The sequence below is a fragment of the Vibrio sp. Y176 genome, assembly GCF_033438945.1.
Map to the genome: position 1 here is coordinate 239,549 of NZ_JAWOQS010000001.1, position 22,460 is coordinate 262,008.

The following is a 22,460-nucleotide window of genomic DNA, read 5'->3' on the forward strand; positions in this document are numbered from 1 at the left end:
GGATTCGACTTAATTTGATAATTGGGTTATATCTGAATTGATTATTCAGTTTTTCCAAATAATAAGGGCGCGAAGGTGGATAAGTTTTCGGATATGACGTTGTTTGTCAGCATCGTTAAACATCAAGGTCTGGCAGCGGCGGGAAGGGAGTTGGGTTTGTCTCCGGCGACGGTAACGGCAAGGCTGCAAGCGATAGAAGAACGCTATGGCGTAAAGCTGCTCAACCGAAGCACACGCCACGTATCACTTACGGACGCAGGGGCAATGTACCATCAAGCTTGTCTGAACATCATTGATAGCGTGAAAGAGACGGAAAACTTGCTGCAAACGGGTATTTCGGAAGTGCGCGGAACGTTGAAAATTTCAGCTCCACGAGATATTGGCAAACAAATTATTTCGCCGATGGTGTCGGCTTTTTCTGAGCAATATCCGGATGTGACGCCTTATCTTTACCTTAATGACAATTTATCGAACTTGGCTGAATCGGGGCTCGATTTAGTGATTCGTTACGGTGAGTTAGCGGACAGTAATCTCATTTCGCGCAGGCTGGCGTCGAGTCAACGCGTGCTGTGCGCGTCACCTGATTATTTGGCGAAGCAAGGTGTCCCAAACTGTCCACAAGATCTCGCGGATCATCGCTGCTTAGCCATGGTGCGCAGCAATGAAGAATTAAAAACGTGGCACTTTAAAGATGAAGAGTCTCACCAAACGATCACGGTCACGCCAAAGCGCTTTTCTGATGATGGTGAAGTGATTCGACAATGGGCGTTGGAGGGGGCGGGGATTGCGTTGAAATCGATTTTAGATATTCAGCAAGACCTCAAACAGCAACGTTTAGTAACGGTTTTGGATGGGTATATGAAAAACTTCAGCGCCTTCTCGCAAGGCGCTGAAGCGGATCTGCATGTCATTTATCAAAGCCGTCAATATCAACCGAAAAGAGTTCGCCTGTTTTTGGACTTTCTAGTTGAGCAATTTAGCGCGCTGAGTGATGCCAGCAATCAGATCTAGATGCGATTCAGAGGTTTCTCGGCGGTGGCGATAAATCCCGACGGTGCCAGGGTTTGGTTCGTTTTCCATAGTTAAGCATCGTAAGCCAAAGGATTCCAAATACGGTTGCAGATGGCGGGTATAAGACATCACCGCGACGCTTTCTTTCAGTACATCAATACTGGCGAGCAGAGAATCCACTTCGTAAGTCGGTCTGTCATCCAGTTGCTGCCTTTCGCGTTCATTTTGTTTTGGGATTGGGTTATCGATGACGTGAGCGAATTTCTTTGCGTCATAAGTGACCGAAAGAGCGGGGTATTCGTGCAGCATTTCTTCGGTGACGGTTTTCCCTAGAAGTGGGTGGTTTGGGGAAACAAAATAGGCATCAACCGTTTGAAATAGCGGAATAAACGTAACATCGCATTTAGACGACAAGCCGACAATCTCGTGGCCGATGAAGAATTCAATCTGTTCGTTGATTAATGAATCCATTAAGCCTAAGTGGTTGCCAAATTCGACGTGCGTAGATGCCGATGGCTGCTTGGTCAGATGGTCATTGAGTGCTTGTTTGACGAACAGCGGCCACCACGCATCGCCAGTACCCATTTTAATTTTTCCGACTTGGTACTGTTTCCGTTCATCAATGCTTTGCATCATTTGGTTGTATTCATGCTGCATCGCGTTGCTATGGCGATAGAGGATGCGTCCGTATTCGGTCAACACCATGCCATTAGGATGACGTTCAAACAGCGTCACGCCGAGATTCTCTTCCAGCTTCTTTAAATTGCTTGTTACCGTTGGCTGGCTTAACCCTGCCATTCTTGCCGCAGCGCTGATGCTTTGGCAGCGTGCAACCAGTAAAAATTGCTGCAGAGATTTGTCCATTTTCTTTCCCCTCTAAGAACGAGGGGTATTTTGCACAATTTCATTTATAAATCACAAATCTGTAATCTCATTTGATTGAAATTATGCGCATTTCATAGATCTACATCACTGTTGGGGTTTGACGTATAGATGTTATCTATAGCTCGCTCCTGACTTCCTATTTTCCCCTCAAAAAGGTGTTCTTTAGACTGTCGCCAAAACAACAATCTAAGGGATGAACATGAAACCGAGTTTTATTGCGCTTGCTGTCGCGTCTTGTATTGGTCTTGCTGGATGTGGGTCAGATTCTTCTGATGCGCCAGTGCCGGTCGACAAACCAATTATTTCAGCCGACTTATATTTACGTGGTTTAAATGGGGATTGGGGCACGGCAGAGCATGCCAAGCTAAACTATTTGGGTAATAACGAGTACGAAACCGTACTGCGCGTCGCTCGAGGTAGTAATCAGTTCAAGATTGCTGATCCGGGTTGGCAGATCCAATACACCTACTTTGAGGAGCCCGCGGCGTTCGATAAAGCTCAGGAGTACCTGCCAAAACCAGACACGAATGAAGCGTGTATGAACGATGATTGCAACTCTGAGATCACGTTTGAAGACAAAGGGTATTACAAGTTTTCTGTGAGCTTTGCCGATGAAAGTCGCGCGTCAATGACTGTGACGAAAGCAACACAAGAAGAAGCGGAAAAATACTACTCTGATGCGATTCTCGACCCTGCAATGGTGCATGAAGGGCATCAGAGCAAAGAAGTGAAACTGTTCGCCAATTACGATGACTCGAGTGATACCGTGATTTTCTCGGTGAAAGATCCTAAAGCGGAGCTGCGTGAATTTGGTATTTCAACGACGACAGAATTGCGTGATGCGCTCGACCAAGGCTTAGTGATTAATGAGCAAACAGGGCCGCGAGTGGTGTCGGGTGATGTCGCGTTTGACGCGTTGTTTGCATTGACGATGAAAGAGCTAGACCAGCTTGCCGTTTCTGAAATCAAAGACGGCAATTACAACTACAACAACCCAATCAAAGCGGAAGTTTTTGAGACGGGCGCGAAGTGGCATTACGTATGGACGCGTGATTTGGCGTACGCAGCAGACCTTTCGCTTGCATTGATGAATCCAACTCGCGTGCAAAATGGTTTGAATTTCAAATTGTCTGCTTTCCGCGACACGACCGATCAGCAATACGATGGCGAGCAGATTGTGCAAGACACGGGCACGGGCGGCAGTTGGCCAATCAGTACCGACCGTACGACTTGGGCGCTTGGTGCAGAACGCTTACTTTCGGCATTGGATGGGGAAGAGTACAACCAGTTTGCAGAGCGCGCATATAAAGCGATCAGTAATACACTTGAAGCCGATCGCCTGGCGGCTTTTGATGCGAAATCCGGTTTATACACTGGTGAGCAATCATTCCTCGATTGGCGTGAGCAAACTTACTCAACGTGGACGCCAAACGATGTCAATGCGATTGGTAGCAGCAAAGCGTTATCGACAAACGTGGTTCACTACCGCGCGATTCAGCTCGCGGCTAAGTTGGCAGAGAAGTACGACTCAACCAACGCGGTCAAATACACCGAGTGGGCTGAGCAGTTAAAAACCGCTATCAACGATCAGTTTTGGAATGCCGAACGCGGTATGTACGTAAGCTATTTGTTTGACAATGGCAAAGACATTGCGGTCGACAAATACGATATGTTGGGCGAAGCGTTGGCAATCATCAGTGGCGTGGCAAGTGATGCGCAGGCGAAACAAATCATGGCCAATTACCCACACAGTGAGTTTGGCGTGCCGGTTTACTTCCCTCAACAACCGGACGTGCCTGTGTACCATAATCGCGCAATTTGGCCATTTGTTACCGCGTACAGCTTGCGCGCCGCGCATCAAACACAAAATGTGGCAGCAGCGAACAATGCCATTCAATCGTTGGTTCGTGGTACGGCAACTAATTTATCCAACATGGAAAACTTAGAGTGGCTTTCTGGTAAGTCATTCATCATCCATAGTGATCATGGTGAAGATCCAAGCATGGATGGCCCAGTTATTAACTCTCAGCGTCAGCTTTGGTCTGTGGGTGGCTACTTGAACATGGTGGTAGAGACCCTATTCGGCATCCATACCGAAACGGGCAAGTTGGAAGTGAAGCCGTTTATCACAAGTTGGGTGCGCAATAACTTGTTGGCTCAGTCTGAACAAATCACGTTGGAAAACTTTGCCTTCAAAGGAAAGAACTACTCGGTAACGATTGACTTGCCTGAAGTAAGCAAAGATGACACAGGTTACTACCCAGTTGAAAATGTCACGATGGACGATGAGGGGCATTTCCACGTGACATTGGGCGCGCTTGTGAATGTAGATAGCAGCATTACTTTAGTTTCTGGTGTGAAACCGTACGCAAGTGAAGATAGTCGCGTTTATTCTCCGCAAGAGCCAACATTGGTGGTAAAAAGCGTTGATAATTCGGTTTCGATTGACGTGACGAGTAAGTACAACGTGAACTTGTATCGCAATGGCGAGCTGATTCAAAAGAACGTGATTGCTCAATCTTATTCCGATACGCCAACAGGTTTTGCTTGTTATTTGGCTGAAAGCATTAACGATAAAGGCTTCCGTTCTAACCCAAGCCAACCAGTTTGTGTCGGTGAAGAGATCCGCATCAAACTCGATGGCGAATATCAGCCACTCAAGGATAATGTCTCAGTGGTTACGGTGAGTAAAGACAGTGGCATCGTAAAAGGTGCAGAGTCGTTTACAGCCCCTGTAACGGGCACTTACCAGTTCGATGCTTGGTACAACAATAACCTAGGGCAACTTAATACTGGCATCACGAATACCGTGAAACTGTTAGAGGTATTGGATGATGCAGGTAAAGTGGTTGGTCAAGGTTACTTACAGATGGGCCATATTGGTGAAAACCAAGGTATGTGTTACTCAACGCCAATTGAAGTAGCGTTGGAGCAGGGGAAAACCTATCAGATCGCTCTGAAGGACCACTTCAATATGAGTTACCTCAAATCGAATGAAACCTACATCTACGCAGGTGGTATTGAGGGTGAAAAGAACGAAGCGCAAATCGCAGATATTCGAATCACACCTTTAATGTAGGCTGTTTTAACAAAGCAGTGTTCTAGAAAACTGTGTTCTAAGAAAGACAAAGCCGCTGAGATTATCAGCGGCTTTGTTGTATTTGCTATCGGGGGCCGTTTACAGGTTAGTTTGCAGCTTGCGGACGAGGCTTACGGCGCTGACCTGACGGTTTGTTTCCTGCAGGCTTAGCATTGTTTGGCTTGCGGTTACCAGACGGTTTACCAGCGTTGCCACTCTTATTACCGTTTGGTTTATTTCCATTCGGTTTATTACCATTTGGCTTGTTGCCGTTAGGTTTGCGGTCATCTGGTTTACTGTTTGCACGACTTTGGCCTTCACGGTTGCCTTTAGGCTTGCCTGCACCGCCTTGGTTGGTGCTGTTTTTGTTGCCGTTGCTACCACCGTTGAAGCGACGTTTAGGTTTGTTTGCACCATTGCCTGCTTTCTTTTCGGCTGCTGGGGCATTTTCACTTGCAGCATTTGGCGCTTTTGGTTTTTTCGGCTTCTTAGGTTTTTTCGGTTTGATTGGGCGCGTATCCAGTTTAGATTCTGGCACCACATTGGTTGGCGCAAAACCTTCCAACTCTTTACGTGGTAGTACTTCTTGAATCAAACGTTCAATCGCAAACAACTCAGATGCTTCTAGCGCACACACCAGTGAAATCGCTTTACCTACTTCGCCCGCGCGGCCAGTACGACCAATACGGTGAACGTAGTCTTCTGCCACTTTCGGTAGCTCAAAGTTCACCACTTGCGGTAATTGCGGAATATCGATACCGCGCGCAGCAATGTCCGTCGCGACCAACACACGAATTTCACCCGATTTAAAATCCGCCAGTGCTTTGGTACGCGCGCCTTGGCTCTTGTTGCCGTGGATGGCAGCAGCCGGTAGATTTTGTTCGATCAGGAACTTCGCCAGACGGTTTGCGCCGTGTTTCGTTTTCGTAAACACCAGCACTTGCTTCCAATCGCCGTCTTTGATCAATTTAACCAACATCGGTGCTTTCTTCTTCACGTCTGCTGGGTAGATGCTTTGCTCAACCGTTCTCGCCGTCGAGTTTGCCGGGTTAACGGAAATCTCAACCGGGTTGTTCACCAAGCCTTTCGCAAGGTCGCGGATTTCATCCGAGAAAGTTGCAGAGAAAAGTAGGTTCTGACGCTGTTTTGGTAGCAGAGCTAGGATCTTACGAATGTCACGGATAAAGCCCATATCTAGCATGCGGTCTGCTTCGTCCAGTACTAGTACTTCCAGTTGGTCGAACTTCACTGCATTTTGGTTGTACAAATCCATCAGGCGGCCTGGTGTCGCGACTAACACATCCGCACCTTTGCGAAGACGCTGCATTTGCGGGTTGATCTTCACACCACCAAAAACAACCGCACTGCTTAGTGGAAGATGACGGCCGTACATAAACACGTTTTCTTGCACCTGAGCTGCAAGCTCACGTGTTGGCGTTAGGATCAGTGCTCGAGCTTGGTTAGCACGAACGCGAGGGCCGTTCGATAAACGCTCAAGAATCGGTAGCGTAAAGCCTGCAGTTTTACCTGTACCAGTCTGCGCTGCTGCCATTACGTCTTTCCCTTCCAAAATAGCAGGAATTGCTTTTGCCTGAATTGGCGAAGGGGTGTCGTAGCCTTTCTCTTGAATAGCTTTAAGGATTGGAGCAGATAGACCTAACGAGGTAAAACCCATATGTATGATTCTCAATTGTAGAGTTAGATAACAACGCGCCGAAAACAAATCGGTGCGAAAAGTGCGACATTCTGAGGCTTTTACGCGCAGGCTTCAACTAATTCCGTCATGGATAAATATTTGAACTGGATCTCATTTCTTTTTTGGACAAAAAAGAGCATAGAAAAGTGACGTAGATTCATTCTGTAGTTTGAATGTGTTACGTGTTCTTTCGGAAAAAACAGCGAGAAAAATGGTGATTATTAATCACTCAAACGGCTTAAAAATACTTATTTGATAAATAATCAGAATGATTGAATGTTATTCAGTGTTTTGCCACTCAATTTTAATGGAAATTAGTTGGTAAAGTATTACCAAGTCTCAGATTTGATACATGACGGTATGGTTAAATGCTGAGCAGAAAGGAATCGACTGATATAAACCAATGAGCTTGATGTGAATGCAAGGATCTAATTCTGCATCAAATCGCACTATTATCCCAGCTTGCTAACAAAAGGTTGTACTATGCGCTTTGCTGTCCGATTTCTCTACTCACAGACTCCTTCACACTTTATTCAGAGATCTTTCTGCTTTTACTGCCTGAGTTAAAGCTCTCTAAATATTTGTTCTATTGTTGTATTTAACGGTGGCAAGGTTTGTCTACCTAGAGTGCCTTGTTACTGCAAGTTCTATATTTCTGATGTTATGAATTAATTTTGTGGTTGTGAGAACTAATAAAATGTCGTCAATAAATAACAATTTCTACTGGGTTGGTGAACAGCCTGTCAGTGAGTTAGCTGAAGATATGGTTTTGGTTAATCATATTGATGAGGTGGCAACGGGACTCGGTGGCATGGTGTGTATTGCTTATCAAGATTCACACCAAATAGATACCGCGCTGAAAGCGTTTTATCAGGAGAAAGGACGTTGGTCTTGGGCGGTTTATGTCTCCGTGGAAACCCCTTATTCTCGATGCGTTACCGACGGTGTATTTGAAGTTAGAGAATCAATAAAAATTTGGCGATCTATTCAAAATAAGCTCGATGCCATTGATGAACCGGAAGTGTTAGACCCTTTGATTGGTTGGCTTGGGGTCAATCGTCAGCGAAGAGTGACTGCTTTAAAAAGCTTAGAGTCTATGTCGGTTTATTCGTATCCAATTATCGATATGTTCTTTCCTGATATTTATTCGACTTATCGATACGTACTCTCAGAGCAAGGTCGCGGAGTATTAGAAGCGGAAGTACTGAACGATAGAATTCGTGTTTGTTCTCATTGCAACAGCGGACACTTGAATTATGTAGAGGTGTGCCCGGATTGCAGCAGCATCGATATCGATTCTCAAAGCTCTTTGCACTGTTTCACTTGTGGCCATGTTGGTGAACAACACAGCTTTCAGCGCCGTGGAAAGCTTGAGTGCCCTAAATGTTTGACCCAGCTGCGCCATATCGGCGTTGATTATGATCGCCCGCTTGAAAACCACGTTTGTAATAGTTGCTCCAGTTTATTTGTCGAAGCTGCGACGATCAGTCAATGTTTAAGTTGTGACTCAAAGATCAAAGTCGAAGAGCTTGTTGTCCGGAATATTTACCAATATCGACTTGGTGAAGTGGGTGAATACATTTTCCAACACGGCAAGTCCATTCAAGCTCCTGAGCTCTCGATCAAAGGCAAAGTGGAAGTCAGCTTTTTCCAAAATTTGCTTGCATGGTTAAATAAAGTCGCGCTGAGACACAAAGAACAGCACCTTCTACTTGGACTGCATTTACCGACGATTGATGAATACGGTAAGCAATATGGCGATGCAAAATTATTCTCATTGATGGATCAACTGACGCGTCGTCTTAGCGGCTTGTTTAGAGATACCGATATCTGTTGTCAGTACAAACAGGATGTGTTGCTTGTCCTAATGCCAAATACGACCAACGCGAGCCTGTCCATTTTACAGCAAAAATTATCGGATCTGGGTGAGCTTGTTGAAGACGAAGAGTTTGAGTTGGATGTCTTTGCTTGGGACCTGCCCGATCCGATCATCGAAGACAGTGTTTCTGCTTGGATGGAATCGCTGATGGGTGAGATTTATGCTGCAAGATAGTCTCGTTCTGCTCGACTATCTTCGAGGTATGCTACTTCACAACGAAGAGTTATGGCTATTGCTGTTTCCCGTCATGATCATTATCGAGCTACCTCTATATTTGCTGGTGCTAACAGGGATATTTCGTTGGTCATATGCGCAAGAAGACCAAGAATTAAAGCGGTTTCCTTCAGTGAGTTTCGTTATTACTTGTTATGGTGAAGGTGATGCGATTGGGATCACTATCGATACGTTAGTTGAGCAAGTTTACCCAGGTCATATTGAAGTACTTGCTGTGGTTGATGGGGCGGTACAAAACCAAGATACCTATCATGCCGCGTTAAATGGTGAGAAAAGGCATGCAGGCGTTCGTAATCGTAAAGTGCGCGTGTTGCCAAAATGGCAACGAGGAGGCCGGGTTTCAACACTGAATGCCGGCTTATCAATGGCTAGTGGTGAAATCGTCATTAACGTGGATGGAGATACGTCATTCGATAACGACATGGTCTTCACCATGATGAAACAGTTCGCGGATAAAAATGTGATTGCGAGTGGTGGTGCGTTAAGAGTTCGCAACCATAACGCCAACTTGTTGACCAAAATGCAATCCTTGGAGTACATGCTGTCGATGCAAGCCGGTAAAACGGGGATGGCTACGTGGGGTGTTCTCAATAACATTTCTGGCGCATTCGGAGCATTTCGGAAGAATCTGCTTAAGCAAGTGGGGGGCTGGGATACGCATACCGCAGAAGATCTCGACTTAACCATGCGCTTGAAGCAATACAAACGTCGTTACCCTGATAATAAATTGGCCTTTTCGACGCACTCCATCGGCCATACTGATGTACCAGATACGTTGAAAGGTTTGGTATTGCAGCGGTTGCGTTGGGATGGCGATTTATTGTTTTTGTTTTTGCGTAAACACAATGAAGGGTTGTCTCCACGGTTACTTGGTTGGGGAAACTTCTTATTCACTTTGGCTTATGGCGTGATTCAAAACGTTTTATTGCCGCTGCTTGTGGTGATATTTAGCGTGTACATGGTGGTTGTCTATCCACTTAAATTTGTATTGGCGTTGATGCTAATGCTCTATTTTGTCTACCTCTTCTTATCTGCTCTGATTTTTGTTGTCTACATTGGGCTTGTATCAGAGAGAAAAAAAGAGGATTTGAAGTCAGCGAAATGGTTATTTCTTTACCCTTTCTACCAGTTTTTCATGCGTTTGATTACCGCTTTCTCAATGGTTAATGAAGTTGTGAGGAGAAGTCATGAAGAGTCGAGTATGGCACCTTGGTGGGTATTGAAGCGAGGTAAAAAGTTTTAGTATGAAAGTTAACTTTCACTTAGATAAGAAAAATAAACCGCAGTCTGAGAACGGGATGAAAGTCGTCTACGGACAGGCAAAGCGTGGCGGTTATCGTCTCCGTTGGTACTTGATTTTAGCGATTGTAATCAGTCCGCTTTTCTTTATGGCTTATTACTTGTTTAGAACGCAAGTATTAGTGACGGCACCCGCCATTATCACGTCACATCCACTTACGGTGACGGCAACTCGCTCTGCCATTGTTGGGCCAGTGCCTGTGAATGTCGGTACGGAAGTGACTCAGGATCAAGCGCTGCTGTTGTTAAAAGATAATGCGTTGAACAAGGAGATTGATTTTATAAAAGAAGAGTTGATTAAATTGTCAAAAAATCAGGTTCAGAGTACTGATGAGCTATACAAAAGTGCTATTGAAAGCTCAGCCGAAGGCTTGAAGAAGGTCCGTGATATTCAGAAAAAATACGACGTTTACAGAAAGAAAGGACAGGTGTCTGAGGTGGATTACGCGGCTATTGTGAGTGTGAATAACTCACTGAGCAATCAGTTAAGCAGTCAGAAAATTGCTTATGTGGATGCGATGCGTAACTTGGAAGAGTTAGAGTTGGCTGGTCCAGTGACACAAGAGTATCGATCATTAATGCGTGAATTGGTAGTCAAACGCGCGCAACAAGAAAATTTAACTTTTCGTTCTCCTATGAAAGGGCGTGTGCTCGATGTTCATGTACACGAAGGGCAAAATGTCTCTGAAAATACTCCCTTACTTACGATCGCTCGCAATGTTACGCCGGAGATAACCGCTTTCTTAAACCCTAAATATCTCCAATACAGTAAGATGGATACTAAAGCGAAAGTTGTATTTCCTGATGGCAGAAAGTTCAGTGCAACGGTATCGAAGCCGGTTGAAGTGGTGAACAAGCTGCCTTCTGAACTGCAAAGCCCATTCGAAGGTCAACCTGCGTATTTGAAGGTGACGCTGAGTTTTGATGAAGCTCTAGAAAAAAGCCGTTGGATTGAAGGTGTAGAAGTCGAAGTTCGCTTTTAATATCATTAAACAAAAAGGAGCTTTTGCTCCTTTTTGTTTACACCGATTTTTACTCAGTTTTTGCATGCGTTAAAAACGCACTCGTCAATTGCTGAAAGAGTGAATCTACCGATGGGCGATCGGATATATGATGGAAGAGCGGTGTGTGGACATCACCACGAATATCATCGCTGTGACCGCAAAGCTGATTACACATTCGTACTGGTTCGACAATCTTCTCGACGTCGGCATTAATCAGAATGCATGCTTGTGACAATACCACTTGTCCGCCGCCTTTTTTAAGTAAAACACGCTGCGCGGTTCCCACGACTTTTTGCCCGCCAATGTTGAGGTTGTACTCGCCATCGCAGTAGGAATAAGACGTAGCATGAACATCCACTTTCACGCCGAGCTGTTTAAAGAAAACCGTTAATATCGCACATAAATCGAGATACGCTTTTTTGATGTTGTAAGGCTCGCCTTCTGGCCAGTGGTAAATGTGGGATAGATTGATAATACCTGGCACCTGAGGGACTGGTGCACCACCGGTTTTACGAGAAAAGAGCTTCCAGCCAGACGTATTTAACGCATGTTCTAACTCATTAGACACTGGCCATTTCTTACCCGCGGGAAGCACGAGCGTTGGACTTTTTACTTGCCAAAGCAATAGCACTTGCGAGAGTTGGTTGGACTGAACTTGTTTAATGAGCTCATCTTCTTTGTCAAATGCATCAGCGACTTCCGTAGCTGTGTAGCGAATTAGCTTATTTTTAGCAACCAAACTCTATCCCTCGCGGCTATTTAATCGTTACTGTTGTATCTCAGATACAGCTTTATTGCTAGGTCTGAGATGATTAGGTTTTTGCTCGCTAGCTGCATGACACCTTTTGAGTCTTTTCCGTTGTCCATTAATTCTGCTTGAACACGCGATAAAAAGTTTTTGCTAGTCATCACATCAGCCATTCATAAAATCTGCCATCTATGAAAATTTTTGGCGATAATAAGTATGAAAAAGCGAGTGATGACTCTCGCGTTAGCGGCATCATTAGCGGGATGTGTGACGTTCCCAACTCAAGAATCTGAGCAAGTACAGGTGCTTTGGGACAATGTGAATGCGATTGAAAACTGTGAACTAATGGGTACCGTGATCGGCTCAGAAGGACACTTTTACGACTATTGGCTTCACGCAGATAAAGACATGGTTTGGGGGACGCTAAACCAAATGCGCATCAAGGCGGCGGATTTAGACGCAGATACCTTGTACTTATATCAACCATTGAGCTTTTCTACGTCAGTAACGATGTTTGCAAATGCTTACAAGTGCAAACAGTAGCTATAGGCTTGAAGACAGGCGCTGCTCTCCTGTCTTTGATGCGTTCTACAAATACTGGCTACCTTGCGTTAATTGACGTTTGCTGTCGCCACCGCTGATGTATCAGAGAACGACAATGTAAAGTCTCGCTCGGTATTAAGCACTTTGGCTGGAAACTCTAAGCTCAACTGCGTATGTGGCGCGACTTCTGAAGCAATGCTAGTAACGAATTTTCGGGTTTCTCCAGGAGAGATCGATATGTCACTTCCACCTTGTGATGAGAGCTCAGCGATACCCATTGTTTCAAGTGTGTTACCTGCAGTATCCGCCAGGTGTAATAAAGATTCTGACTTGTAGATTAATTCTCCACTTTCGGTGCGATAGGCATTAAACGTGTTGAAATTTGGTTGTAATGATCCTTGTGATCCAATGTTAGTAACGGAAAATGTCACATTAGCGCCATCAAAGTTCTCGACTCTTACGAGTACGTTACCGTCTTGGTAACGAGCGGCTGCTGCCGCGGTTGCTTGTTGTTTCTGCCGCTGTTTCTCTTTTTCAATGTCGCTTAACTGTTTCTGCTCATTAGCGATTCGATTCTTTGCCATGGAGTACGACTGATCGACCATTGCTATTAAAGCGGGGATTGAATACAAAGTGAGGCCTTCCAAATGGTCAAAGTCGATTTTGGCATGTTGAGTACGTTTATGATTAGAAAATTGGCAGTAACCATCAATCAAACTGATGAAAGCCACTTCAAAAGTGCCCTGTAATCGGCTTACTTCCTGTGCTGCTTTCTCTAGATTTGAGCGGACTTTCCGAATCTCGTCCAAACTCTTTTGTGAAAGACGACCGTTTGGCGATACGTCGTTAGAAACCGAAACCAGTTCTTCGGTCACAAATGGATTGTTTTCGGCAGGAATCACCGTAGTGATACGGTTGGATTTGGTGATGTCTTCGCCCAATAAAACCATCATTTTTTGCGATGCGGCGGTTGTGTTGCCCGCTAATACGTCACTACAGTTTGGCGACGTATTGGCATATGCGGCGAATGCGGTAAAAAGTGAAAGTGTAACGGACCAGCCGATGGTGACAAGTCCTGTCGTGATTCGAGTATTCATCCTGATAACCCCTCTGTCATTTGGTGCGATTCACTGACGTAATTGCCAATCAAAAGATTGGCTCGCGACATTCAGAATGGTTCTGGTCAACCCTTCGTAGTGGGTATGCCCACAGATGCTTTTTTAGTCGTTTATCAACCGCTAAGCCACGATTGATAAAGTGTCTGAAATTGGGAGCATTAACGCTGCGAAGTTGATGTCTTTGACTGAAAGATAGACGTAACTTTTCTAACCATCAAATACGTGATTGAGTTCTCATTTTTATATGAGTGAGAGGTTCAAGAGAAAACAGGTACTTACTATAGAGAGTTGATTTGAAGGAAAAATATAAATTTTTTGGGGAACTTTTTTGATGCTGCCTTTGAGACTTTTTTTGAATCTCAAAGGCAGGTTCTTACACTCGCGCTCAATTACAACGTGTTGAGGACATCCGCGAGTCGAGAGACAGCCGTCGTTAGTTCTTCTGGTGTGGCATTGGTAAAGTTAAGACGCAGAGCGGCTTTTACCTTTGAACCTTCTGGATAAAAGACCGGGCTCGGCACTACAGCAACCCAGTTTGCGAGAAGGTTTTTCGCCAGTTCGAAGGTGTCGCATTCTGGAATTTCGACCCAAACGAACATACCACCATCGACGGGTTTGAGTACGCAACTTTCTGGCAGCTGTTTTTGCAGTTCAGCAAACATGACATCGTAACGTGATTTGTAAAGCGCACAGATGGTTGAAATGTGCGTTTCGAAGTTGTCATGTTGGAGCAGGCCATGCAGCAAAGCTTGCATAGGAATACTAGAGTGCAGATCGGCACCTTGTTTAATTTTGATAAGTGGCTCAAGGTAGCTGCTTTTGCCCGTAACTACACCAATACGCAAGCCCGGTGAAGCTATTTTGGAGAAAGAGCGCAATACGATGGAGTGCTGTGGGCAGAAGTCCGAAACCAGTGGAAGCGCTTCACCAGAAAAACGCAGCTCGCGGTATGGTGCGTCTTCAATGAATGCCACGTCGTATTGTATACAAAGCTCGGCAACTTTTTGGCGAGTCTCTAGCGCCCAGCATACGCCCGTTGGGTTGTGAAAATCGGGCACAGCATAGAACATTTTCGGTTGCTGTGTAGCAAAGCATTGTTCAAGTTCTTCAAGGTTTGGACCACACTCGGTTTGTGAAACAGTCACGATGTTGGCTTGCACTAGACCGAATACTTGCATAGCACCAAGGTAGCTTGGTGCTTCCATCACCACTTTATCGCCCGGATTCACGTACGCACGCGCAATCAAATCTAGCCCTTGCTGAGAGCCAGTTGTGATCATCGCCAAATGAGATTCTGGCAGCTGGTAATAATCGGTCAAAAAGTTAAGTAGCGGGGCGTAGCCTGCTGTTGCGCCATATTGAAACACCTCTGGCATATTCGCGAGGTTTTCGAGCGTCGGTTTCATTAAGTCGATCGGGAAGGTTTTTTCGTCCGGTAAGCCACCTGCAAGAGAAATGACGTTCTTATCGCTCGCTGCTGCGAGGATTTCTCGGATGTAGGATGACTTAGTTTGTTGTAATGACTGTGCGATTTCCATGTGCTGTGCTTCTCGTAATTGTCTTTTTTTATGTCAGAAATAGTATAGGTAAATTGCCAAGCTTGGTGTGTCCATTTATGCTGTTAAACATGTCCATTTATGCTATTTAAGCGAAAATTTACTCCGTGAGCCACCAACAAGTTTCTAGGATCAATGACGTGCTGTTTTACATTCACCAGGACATTAGCAGAGATTTATCGGCTAAAGAGCTAGCAGATGTAGCAGCCTATTCTGAACAGCACTTCCATCGTATTTTTAAAGATGTGGTAGGGGAGTCTGTCCATCAATATATCCGTCGTACAAGAATGGAATACGCCGCCAATCAACTGATGTTTGATACCAGCTCGTCGGTGTTAGACATTGCTAACAAGTGCGGCTTTAGCTCGGTATCTTCTTTTAGCCGAGCGTTTAAAGCAACGTTCGCTATGTCTCCTGGCGCGTGGCGAAAGCATGATTTACAAGTTGCAGAAAAGCCGTATCTAAAAGATCCGGAAGTGGCTGCGGGTTATCATCGGGTTGCTAAACGCGAGTTGCCAGAACCTAAAATTATGGAGGTCCCACAACGCTTTGCGGCTTATGTGCGGCATGAGGGTTATAGCCGTTCCATTCGCAATGCGTGGCTGATTTTGAAGGCGTGGGCAAGCTCTGAGAATCGGGACTTTTCGGTTCAATACGGTTTGCATCACTCCAACCCCGCTTGGGTCGAGCTCGATAAGTGTCGCTATGTGGCTTGTATGGCGATTGATAAGCCGCTTAAAGTACGCGGTGTCGTGAATCAAATGACGATTCCGGGTGGTTTGCATGCTGTTTTTCGCTTAACAGGGGTATATGGAGAGCTTCTTCCTCAATTGAGTATGGTGTTAGAGAAGTGGTTGCCGAATTCAGGCTTTAAGCAGCGTTCTACACCCGCTTATGTTCACTATCATAAAAACCATTTCCTTAGCCATGATGAGGCGTTTGAGCTGGACTTCTATCTGCCCATCAGCTTTTTCTAATTGGAGTCTTTATTTACTATCCGTAAGGAAGAAAATGCTAAGCTCTATATGGTAATTTTTTACAAATAATTGAAAATTAAATGAACATCGATCATGTAAAGCTATTTGTCCGTTTGGCTTCGACACACAACATCAGCATGGCTGGTCAGGAGCTTGGACTTTCTCCTGCTGTCGCTAGTGCGCACATCAACAAACTTGAGGACAGCTTAGGAGTTCGTTTAGTTCATCGCACCACACGCAAAGTTTCCTTAACTGAAGAAGGGCAGGCTTTTTTACCTCACGCGGAGGAGGTCCTTGCAACAGTGGAGGCAGCAAGGGGAGCTGTTGGCTCAGGGCAGAGTGCGCCAACGGGAGTATTACGTATGACCGCTTCTGCAACTTTTGGTCGCTTGCATATTGTGCCCGCATTAAAAGGTTTTATGGCGCGTTACCCAGGGTTAACCGTGGACTGCCGATTTTCTGATTCCATTATTGATCTGGTTGAGGGAGGTTTCGATGTCGCCATTCGTGTCGCTGAGTTGAAAGATTCTTCATTGGTCGCAAGAAAGCTTGCGCCAGATCGTCGTATTATCGTTGCATCACCAGATTATATTGAACAATTTGGGAGACCTAACAAGCCCCAAGACTTGACGAATCATGAATGTATTAACTTAGTTGGAATGAATAATTGGTCATTCAATACAAAAGATGGAATGTTCAATGTAAGAACTTCTGGTCGTTTTAAAACCGATAATGGTGATGCGATGAGAGACGCGACGGTAAACGGGTTAGGTATTTCTATCAACTCGGTTTGGAGTGTTTATCAAGAATTACAAAGTGGTCAGCTAGTGGAAGTACTCGAAGATCACCCTTTAGCGATGGATGCTGGGATTTGGGCTGTGTACCCAAGCTCTCGTTTAATTGCGCCTAAGGTGCGTGCCTTTATTGATTACTTTGCTGAATACTATGGCACGCCACCTTATTGGGAAGAGGTTTAAAAGTCACAAAGACCATAATCCGTGCTCAGTTGGAATAGCAAAAAAAGCAGACCCATGCAGGGTCTGCAGTGTTAGAGAGATTAAAAGTCTGCGTTTGTATCGGTACCAACAAAGACGCTAATTCCGCTGGTAGATTGATAAATGCTAAAGGTTTCACCTGCAACAATACCATCTACAGAATCGTCATTTGCGGTACAGGTATAGCCGACGGAGTACGTACCGGGCTCTACAAAGCCAAATTCATATTCGTAATTTGCTTCATCAATGTCTTCCACTACGTTCGCCGCTGCGATTGGCATTATTTGGCCTTCTGCGCCTGCAAATGGCCCCATGTTCTCTTCGGCGATATTTCCTTCATATAGGTAGACCGCGTGTGCATACCCATTTGCGCTTGGGGTATCCGTTTCGCAGTTTTGGTAGGTCAATGTTGCGATATCTCCCTGAATTTCACCCGTTGTAACCGTGTTAATTAAAGTGACTGAGGTGCGCTGAATACTGTAACCCTCGTTTTGTCCAGTTCCGTCTTTTAAGCCACGACGCAGGTCAAACTCCACCACAAATTCGTTGTTGTCAGGGTTGACTGCGAAGGTATCATTAAAGAACAGTACCCCAGAATTCGGATCTTTTCCGACCCCCTGCGGACAAGCCCCATTACCTTTTACGGTCAGTGGTATTTGATTGCCGGTCGCTTCATCAACAACATAGGATGGATAATCCGGATGATCGCCATCATTCGCAAACACGCAGAGTTTGTAATTGCCAGTGGGTATCAGCTCATCGTCCACTAACTCTTGAGCGTTACTGCCCTGGAAGTCGAGTAAGTTAACGCTTAATGGTATTGGATCTTCGTTATCGAGCAGAGGATTACCATTTTCGTCAACGAAATTTCCGTCTTCGTCGGTTTTATACACATCGAAAACTTGTGGTGTACCACCATCCAAAGGGAGAAATGCCACTTTGTTGTATGCGATAACCACTTCTGATACGTCATCAATAGGGGCATCTGATACAGACAAGGTAACCGGAGTCATTGTGCTGACAGAGTCACTGTCTGAATTACAGCCAATCAACGCAACTGTTATTGACGCACTGATCAAGCCAATTTTCATGCTGTTCATTTAGATGTACCTTTTTATGAGAAGTGTATTAAATGTAGTCGATTATTGATAAAACACAGAATAATAACGAGCGGAGTCGCGCGGTTAAAAGAGTGATAAACCATGACTAAGAAGTTCAGTAAAAGTGTGCTCAAATCGACGATATTGTGCTATTTGAAGTGCTATGGTTAGAAATGTGTCGCTCAAAAAATGAGCGGATAAATACATCAACAACTCTAGCCAAGAGGTCTCTATGTTAGGTGAAAATCACTCATTAACTCATGAATTCCCAGAACATTTGGATACCATTACTCAGCTTACCGAAAACGATGCATCATTTGCTGAAACCGTTAAGAACTACAATGCTTTAGATAAGGAAATCCGCGTACTAGAACTTCAAGGAAGCCCGATTGATGATCACGAAATGAACGTGTTAAAACATAACCGGGCTGAGCTCAAAGACTGGCTCCACTCGCGAATAATGGGTTCTTAGTGATGAAATGATCATCGGCTCGTAAATAGCGGGCCGATTTTAGTTCCAATGGACGATGCCAAGTGTGCAAACATTAGGAGTGCTGAGCAGGAGCTTGGAGCGGCAGGTGACCAGTTTTTACCCAAATGATCGTTTCTTGCTCTACAAAAGGAAAATGCTCGCTCATATGTGGGCTTCGGATCCAAGAGAGAGCGGGATAGGTACCTAGCTCGTCTCTAAACTCGCCTGACAATACGAAAATTTCTTCACCACCAAAGTGACGGTGTGGTTGAAATTTCTCACCTTTTGGCCATTTAACCAACGCGACATGTTCGTGCTCAAAATGATGCAGAGGCATGACTTGCAACCCACCGACACCACTCTGCCAGCTCGCTTGGTTTGTATTAATGCGAACTGTTTCAAGATCCTCAGATTCGAACTGATTTAGTTTAACTAAAATCACACAGCCTTCTTTGCTAAATGGTGCGTGTTGACTTCCTGGAGGGTTACGAAGGTAAGTGCCGGCAGGGTAGTCACCGTATTCGTCAGAGAATACCCCCTCGAGCACCAATATTTCTTCTCCTTGAGGATGAGTCGAAAACTGCGAATTTGGCTCGTACTTAACGACGCTGGTGGTATGCCCTGATTCTTTGGCTTCTCGTTCCAAAGGTTTGCGCCACACACCTATGGAAGGGCTGGCGATCCATTCCTGTTGAGTAGTATCTATCACGATTCTTTTTGAAAAATCCATATTCAACATATTGAAATTCCATTACTTATTTAATTACTAATTCTCATTAGTATACGTATAAAAAACATCAATTGATTCATTTGTTGATAGCCCAATTCATGGATTGAGTTCGAACATGAAATCGGAGCCTAATTTAAATTTCTGCTTGTGTAATGAGAATTGTTATATTATAACATCGCAAAATTAAATGTTATAACATAACAAAAAGGAAAAGTAGTGAATAAGAAATTGGTGTCTCTCGTGATCGGTAGCATTTTTGCATCCCCTGTTTTTGCCGACACACTATCGAACCCACAGATTGGTGTTGTTGTTGATGGCTACTACCAAGATGGCCAACGTCATAACTCTGAGCGCGAAGAAGGCTTTGGTCTAGGCCATACGGAATTAAACTTCTCATCAAATATCGACGACAAGTTTTACGGCGCATTGACCGCGGTTCTTGAAAGTCATGGTGATGATACAGAATTAGAGCTTGAAGAGGCATTCATCGAAACTTTGGCATTGCCATATGGTGTAAACGTGCGCGCTGGCCGATTCCTATCTGACTTTGGTTACCTGAACAACCAACACATGCACACCGATAGCTTTGTTGAGCGTCCAATTGCTTATCGTACTTTCCTTGGCTCGCACTACTACGATGATGGTATACGTGCAAATATCGTGTTGCCAACCGACCTTTATGTAAAACTTGGTGTAGAAGCGCTCAGTGGTAGCAAAATGTCTTCTGTCGAAGATGGTTCTGAAGTTGGCGTGTACACCACGACGCTGAAGCTTGGTAGTGACTTCTCCGAATCTTCAAGTTGGCAGTTTGGTTTAAGTTACCTGCGTAACGAAAACGGCAAGGTTAAAGAATTCGAAGATCACGACCACGGTCATGAAGAAGAGCATGAGCACGATCACCATCATGGCGCAGCAGTGACAGGTGCGAACCTTTACGGTGCTGATTTTGTTTGGAAATGGGCACCAGACGGTAATTACAAATACAGCAACTTCACGCTATCGGCTGAATACATGCTGTTAGACGGTGTGGTAGACAGCAAATATAAAAACGATGCAGAGTCACCAGACAACTTAAGCGCTTACTATGTTTCGGGTGTTTATCGCTTCAACCCAAGCTGGTCAGCAGGTCTACGTTACGGCGAAGCAGAAAGCTACGATGGTCATGCACATGGCGACCACATGCATTTTACTGAGCTGAATGATAAAGAAATGGATGCGATGATCGCATGGGATTCTTCTCACTTCGGTACTATCCGTGCTCAATACACTCGCATTGATAACCAAGACAGTGAGACAGACAACGTGTTCACTCTGCAATACGTGATGACATTTGGAGCGCACGGTGCTCATGCGTTCTAAGCTGACATTAAATAAATGTAGTTTGGTGATGATGGCGGCAGGAGCTGCCATCATTGCTTCGCCTGCTTCGCCTGCTTCGGCTCTAAACATTTTCGTTTGTGAGCCTGAATGGAAAGCCTTTCTTGAAAGCCACGCGCCAGATGCCAGTATTTATTCAGCGACAACGGCTAAGCAAGACCCACATTACGTACAAGCTCGTCCTTCTTTGATTGCGAAGATGCGCCAAGCGGACATGGCAATGTGTTCGGGCGCAGAGCTAGAGGTGGGGTGGTTACCTATGCTGCAAGTTCGTAGCAGCAATGCGGCGGTGCAAAATGGTGCGCCGAGCATGATCTACGCGACGGACTTCGTGCGCATGTTAGATACTCATGCTCACGTTGACCGTAGCATGGGAGATATACACGCTCACGGTAACCCACATGTTCAATTTGCGGCAAATGACATGATTCCATTATCTCGTAAAGTCACAGAGCGCCTAAAAGCGATTGATCCCGAGAACGCACCAAGTTACCAAGTGAATGGTATGAAGTTTCGTGCTCATTGGCGTAAAAAGCTTAAAGAATGGAATGAGAAAGGTGCGGCTTTAAAGGGTAAGCAAGTTGTCGGTTATCACGCGACGTATCGTTATTTGTACGATTGGCTCGGAATAAAGCAGATTGCCGATCTCGAACCTAAACCGGGCATTTCACCGACCACATCTCACCTGCAATCACTTACCAAGTTAGATGCTGACAGTTTTGATGCGATTGTTTACTCCTCTCATCAGGATCAGCGTCCAGCGAACTGGTTGCAAGATCATACTGACAAACCTGTGATTCAACTGCCATTGACCGTTTCTGAGAGTGAAAGCTTGGATGAGATGTACGATCAGGTCATTGATGATTTACTGGATGTGTTAGTGCCGCCCGTTCCTGAGAAGATCTAAGCCATGGCTGATTATGCATGGCTTTTACCTGCGGTTTTGTGTGGTTTAATTGCGTTAGTTGGCAACATCGTTCTGGGGCAACAAGTTCTTAATCGTCAGATCATCTTTATAGATTTGGCGGTGGCGCAAGTCGCGGCATTGGGGGCAGCACTAAGCCACTACTGGTTGAGCCAATACGCGCTGTTCTCAGGCTCATTCTTTGGCGAAATGATTGGCCCTTGGGTGATGTCTTTGATGCTTTGCGGTTTGATCGCCTTAATGGAGAAACGATACCAGCAGCATTTAGAGCCCATGATTGGCAGCTTGTTTGTCGTGTCTGCATCGCTGGCAATCCTGCTGGTGAGCAAAGACCCACACGGCGGAGACTTTATTCAAGGCATTCTTAATGGGCAACTGTTATGGGCGACTTGGGCAGACGTTTGGCCTTTGGCACTCATTACCACTGCGATGTTGCTATTAGTTTGGTTAAAACCTGCGTTTATGCGCGGTAGTGGTTTTTATCTGATCTTTGCTATTCTGATGCCCATTACGGTCAAGTTAACCGGCATTTATTTAGAATTTGCTTTGTTGGTGATTCCAGCTTTATGTGCGGCAGCATTGAAGGGAACTCGATTCTTTGTCGCTAGTATCAGCATTGGTATTGTTGGGATCTTATCGGGTATTGCCGCATCGGCTCGCTATGACTTACCGAGTGGTGCGAGTATTGTGATCACCCTGTTTATTGCTGGCATGTTGTTTAATCTCTTGCTTCAGCCTTTTCTGGTGAAAATAACAAAACCAGCTTTTGTAAGAGATTAAGAGACAAGTAATATTGGTCTGATGAAGTAGTATTTGATTAATCAGACCAATA

At 45.0% G+C, this 22,460-nt stretch carries 20 protein-coding genes; 12 read left to right on the plus strand and 8 right to left on the minus strand.

The genetic code is table 11. The features are described 5' to 3' along the window. Positions 1 to 75 precede the first annotated feature (75 nt). On the plus strand, positions 76 to 1,011 hold the full coding sequence (locus R7O13_RS01145) for a LysR family transcriptional regulator (protein ID WP_064354542.1): 936 nt from the start codon (positions 76 to 78) through the stop codon (positions 1,009 to 1,011). On the opposite strand, the gene R7O13_RS01150 is transcribed toward R7O13_RS01145, so the two are convergent. Beyond that, positions 964 to 1,875, minus strand: a complete 912-nt coding sequence (locus tag R7O13_RS01150) for a LysR family transcriptional regulator (protein ID WP_017819828.1) — start codon at positions 1,873 to 1,875, stop codon at positions 964 to 966. The genes R7O13_RS01145 and R7O13_RS01150 overlap by 48 nt on opposite strands. Before the next feature lie 220 nt (positions 1,876 to 2,095). On the opposite strand from R7O13_RS01150, the gene R7O13_RS01155 reads away from it, so the two are divergent. Then, complete coding sequence (locus tag R7O13_RS01155; RefSeq protein WP_318302761.1) at positions 2,096 to 4,975, plus strand: MGH1-like glycoside hydrolase domain-containing protein; 2,880 nt, start codon at positions 2,096 to 2,098, stop codon at positions 4,973 to 4,975. A 106-nt stretch (positions 4,976 to 5,081) separates the two neighbouring features. Here the strand turns inward: R7O13_RS01155 and R7O13_RS01160 are convergent, their stop codons facing one another. Further along, on the minus strand, positions 5,082 to 6,650 hold the full coding sequence (locus R7O13_RS01160) for a DEAD/DEAH box helicase (protein WP_318302762.1): 1,569 nt from the start codon (positions 6,648 to 6,650) through the stop codon (positions 5,082 to 5,084). A 718-nt stretch (positions 6,651 to 7,368) separates the two neighbouring features. Here R7O13_RS01160 and R7O13_RS01165 point away from each other — a divergent pair. The 3 genes from R7O13_RS01165 to R7O13_RS01175 are packed head-to-tail and all read left to right on the plus strand — an operon-like array spanning position 7,369 to position 11,066. Continuing rightward, a complete protein-coding gene (locus R7O13_RS01165) occupies positions 7,369 to 8,724 on the plus strand; it encodes a diguanylate cyclase domain-containing protein (RefSeq protein WP_198556877.1) in 1,356 nt (451 codons plus the stop codon). Further along, positions 8,711 to 10,027 (plus strand): glycosyltransferase family 2 protein, encoded by a 1,317-nt coding sequence (locus tag R7O13_RS01170; protein ID WP_198556876.1) that lies wholly within the window; start codon positions 8,711 to 8,713, stop codon positions 10,025 to 10,027. Before R7O13_RS01165 ends, R7O13_RS01170 begins: the two co-directional genes overlap by 14 nt. A gap of 1 nt (position 10,028) precedes the next feature. After that, positions 10,029 to 11,066 carry an HlyD family secretion protein gene (locus R7O13_RS01175; RefSeq protein ID WP_318302766.1) on the plus strand — a complete coding sequence of 346 codons (1,038 nt, stop codon included), beginning with the start codon at positions 10,029 to 10,031 and terminating at the stop codon, positions 11,064 to 11,066. 49 nt (positions 11,067 to 11,115) lie between these two features. On the opposite strand, the gene R7O13_RS01180 is transcribed toward R7O13_RS01175, so the two are convergent. Together R7O13_RS01180 and R7O13_RS01185 are read right to left on the minus strand one after the other, a co-directional pair. After that, positions 11,116 to 11,826, minus strand: a complete 711-nt coding sequence (locus tag R7O13_RS01180; protein WP_151515756.1) for a biotin/lipoate A/B protein ligase family protein — start codon at positions 11,824 to 11,826, stop codon at positions 11,116 to 11,118. Positions 11,827 to 11,846: 20 nt separating this feature from the next. Further along, the gene (locus R7O13_RS01185; RefSeq protein WP_262629811.1) at positions 11,847 to 12,008 is read right to left on the minus strand and encodes a hypothetical protein; all 162 of its coding nucleotides are present in this window, start codon (positions 12,006 to 12,008) and stop codon (positions 11,847 to 11,849) included. A gap of 43 nt (positions 12,009 to 12,051) precedes the next feature. Between R7O13_RS01185 and R7O13_RS01190 the strand changes: the two genes are divergently transcribed. Beyond that, entirely contained in the window at positions 12,052 to 12,378 is a 327-nt protein-coding gene (locus R7O13_RS01190; protein WP_151515755.1) for a DUF4156 domain-containing protein, read from the plus strand. A 68-nt stretch (positions 12,379 to 12,446) separates the two neighbouring features. Here R7O13_RS01190 and R7O13_RS01195 read toward each other — a convergent pair whose 3' ends face one another. Both R7O13_RS01195 and R7O13_RS01200 read right to left on the minus strand, forming a co-directional pair. Continuing rightward, positions 12,447 to 13,475, minus strand: a complete 1,029-nt coding sequence (locus R7O13_RS01195) for a hypothetical protein (protein WP_053349297.1) — start codon at positions 13,473 to 13,475, stop codon at positions 12,447 to 12,449. Positions 13,476 to 13,885: 410 nt separating this feature from the next. After that, complete coding sequence (locus tag R7O13_RS01200; protein WP_017819834.1) at positions 13,886 to 15,034, minus strand: PLP-dependent aminotransferase family protein; 1,149 nt, start codon at positions 15,032 to 15,034, stop codon at positions 13,886 to 13,888. A gap of 125 nt (positions 15,035 to 15,159) precedes the next feature. On the opposite strand from R7O13_RS01200, the gene R7O13_RS01205 reads away from it, so the two are divergent. Together R7O13_RS01205 and R7O13_RS01210 are read left to right on the plus strand one after the other, a co-directional pair. Further along, entirely contained in the window at positions 15,160 to 16,029 is an 870-nt protein-coding gene (locus tag R7O13_RS01205) for an AraC family transcriptional regulator (protein ID WP_005387011.1), read from the plus strand. Positions 16,030 to 16,109: 80 nt separating this feature from the next. Beyond that, the gene (locus R7O13_RS01210; RefSeq protein ID WP_167416170.1) at positions 16,110 to 17,006 is read left to right on the plus strand and encodes a LysR family transcriptional regulator; all 897 of its coding nucleotides are present in this window, start codon (positions 16,110 to 16,112) and stop codon (positions 17,004 to 17,006) included. Between the two features lie 80 nt (positions 17,007 to 17,086). On the opposite strand, the gene R7O13_RS01215 is transcribed toward R7O13_RS01210, so the two are convergent. Continuing rightward, positions 17,087 to 18,124 carry a DUF4382 domain-containing protein gene (locus R7O13_RS01215; RefSeq protein WP_130546407.1) on the minus strand — a complete coding sequence of 346 codons (1,038 nt, stop codon included), beginning with the start codon at positions 18,122 to 18,124 and terminating at the stop codon, positions 17,087 to 17,089. Between the two features lie 232 nt (positions 18,125 to 18,356). Here R7O13_RS01215 and R7O13_RS01220 point away from each other — a divergent pair, with 232 nt between their 5' ends. Next, positions 18,357 to 18,596, plus strand: a complete 240-nt coding sequence (locus tag R7O13_RS01220) for a YdcH family protein (RefSeq protein WP_005373737.1) — start codon at positions 18,357 to 18,359, stop codon at positions 18,594 to 18,596. 73 nt (positions 18,597 to 18,669) lie between these two features. Here R7O13_RS01220 and R7O13_RS01225 read toward each other — a convergent pair whose 3' ends face one another. Further along, positions 18,670 to 19,335 (minus strand): cupin domain-containing protein, encoded by a 666-nt coding sequence (locus R7O13_RS01225; RefSeq protein ID WP_318302771.1) that lies wholly within the window; start codon positions 19,333 to 19,335, stop codon positions 18,670 to 18,672. Between the two features lie 207 nt (positions 19,336 to 19,542). On the opposite strand from R7O13_RS01225, the gene R7O13_RS01230 reads away from it, so the two are divergent. From R7O13_RS01230 to R7O13_RS01240, 3 genes are read left to right on the plus strand one after another with little or no spacing between them, the layout of a single operon-like run. Next, positions 19,543 to 20,685 carry a hypothetical protein gene (locus R7O13_RS01230; RefSeq protein ID WP_318302772.1) on the plus strand — a complete coding sequence of 381 codons (1,143 nt, stop codon included), beginning with the start codon at positions 19,543 to 19,545 and terminating at the stop codon, positions 20,683 to 20,685. Continuing rightward, a complete protein-coding gene (locus R7O13_RS01235; protein WP_318303090.1) occupies positions 20,675 to 21,610 on the plus strand; it encodes a metal ABC transporter solute-binding protein, Zn/Mn family in 936 nt (311 codons plus the stop codon). Before R7O13_RS01230 ends, R7O13_RS01235 begins: the two co-directional genes overlap by 11 nt. Before the next feature lie 3 nt (positions 21,611 to 21,613). After that, on the plus strand, positions 21,614 to 22,408 hold the full coding sequence (locus R7O13_RS01240) for a metal ABC transporter permease (protein ID WP_206970364.1): 795 nt from the start codon (positions 21,614 to 21,616) through the stop codon (positions 22,406 to 22,408). The last annotated feature ends 52 nt before the right edge of the window (positions 22,409 to 22,460 follow it).

Bases quoted from the DNA above. Each gene is read 5' to 3' on its own strand.
- R7O13_RS01150 (WP_017819828.1), bottom strand. From the start codon at position 1,875: ATGGACAAATCTCTGCAGCAATTTTTACTGGTTGCACGCTGCCAAAGC.
- R7O13_RS01155 (WP_318302761.1), top strand. From the start codon at position 2,096: ATGAAACCGAGTTTTATTGCGCTTGCTGTCGCGTCTTGTATTGGTCTT.
- R7O13_RS01160 (WP_318302762.1), bottom strand. From the start codon at position 6,650: ATGGGTTTTACCTCGTTAGGTCTATCTGCTCCAATCCTTAAAGCTATT.
- R7O13_RS01165 (WP_198556877.1), top strand. From the start codon at position 7,369: ATGTCGTCAATAAATAACAATTTCTACTGGGTTGGTGAACAGCCTGTC.
- R7O13_RS01170 (WP_198556876.1), top strand. From the start codon at position 8,711: ATGCTGCAAGATAGTCTCGTTCTGCTCGACTATCTTCGAGGTATGCTA.
- R7O13_RS01175 (WP_318302766.1), top strand. From the start codon at position 10,029: ATGAAAGTTAACTTTCACTTAGATAAGAAAAATAAACCGCAGTCTGAG.
- R7O13_RS01185 (WP_262629811.1), bottom strand. From the start codon at position 12,008: ATGGCTGATGTGATGACTAGCAAAAACTTTTTATCGCGTGTTCAAGCA.
- R7O13_RS01190 (WP_151515755.1), top strand. From the start codon at position 12,052: ATGAAAAAGCGAGTGATGACTCTCGCGTTAGCGGCATCATTAGCGGGA.
- R7O13_RS01195 (WP_053349297.1), bottom strand. From the start codon at position 13,475: ATGAATACTCGAATCACGACAGGACTTGTCACCATCGGCTGGTCCGTT.
- R7O13_RS01200 (WP_017819834.1), bottom strand. From the start codon at position 15,034: ATGGAAATCGCACAGTCATTACAACAAACTAAGTCATCCTACATCCGA.
- R7O13_RS01210 (WP_167416170.1), top strand. From the start codon at position 16,110: ATGAACATCGATCATGTAAAGCTATTTGTCCGTTTGGCTTCGACACAC.
- R7O13_RS01215 (WP_130546407.1), bottom strand. From the start codon at position 18,124: ATGAACAGCATGAAAATTGGCTTGATCAGTGCGTCAATAACAGTTGCG.
- R7O13_RS01220 (WP_005373737.1), top strand. From the start codon at position 18,357: ATGTTAGGTGAAAATCACTCATTAACTCATGAATTCCCAGAACATTTG.
- R7O13_RS01225 (WP_318302771.1), bottom strand. From the start codon at position 19,335: ATGTTGAATATGGATTTTTCAAAAAGAATCGTGATAGATACTACTCAA.
- R7O13_RS01235 (WP_318303090.1), top strand. From the start codon at position 20,675: ATGCGTTCTAAGCTGACATTAAATAAATGTAGTTTGGTGATGATGGCG.
- R7O13_RS01240 (WP_206970364.1), top strand. From the start codon at position 21,614: ATGGCTGATTATGCATGGCTTTTACCTGCGGTTTTGTGTGGTTTAATT.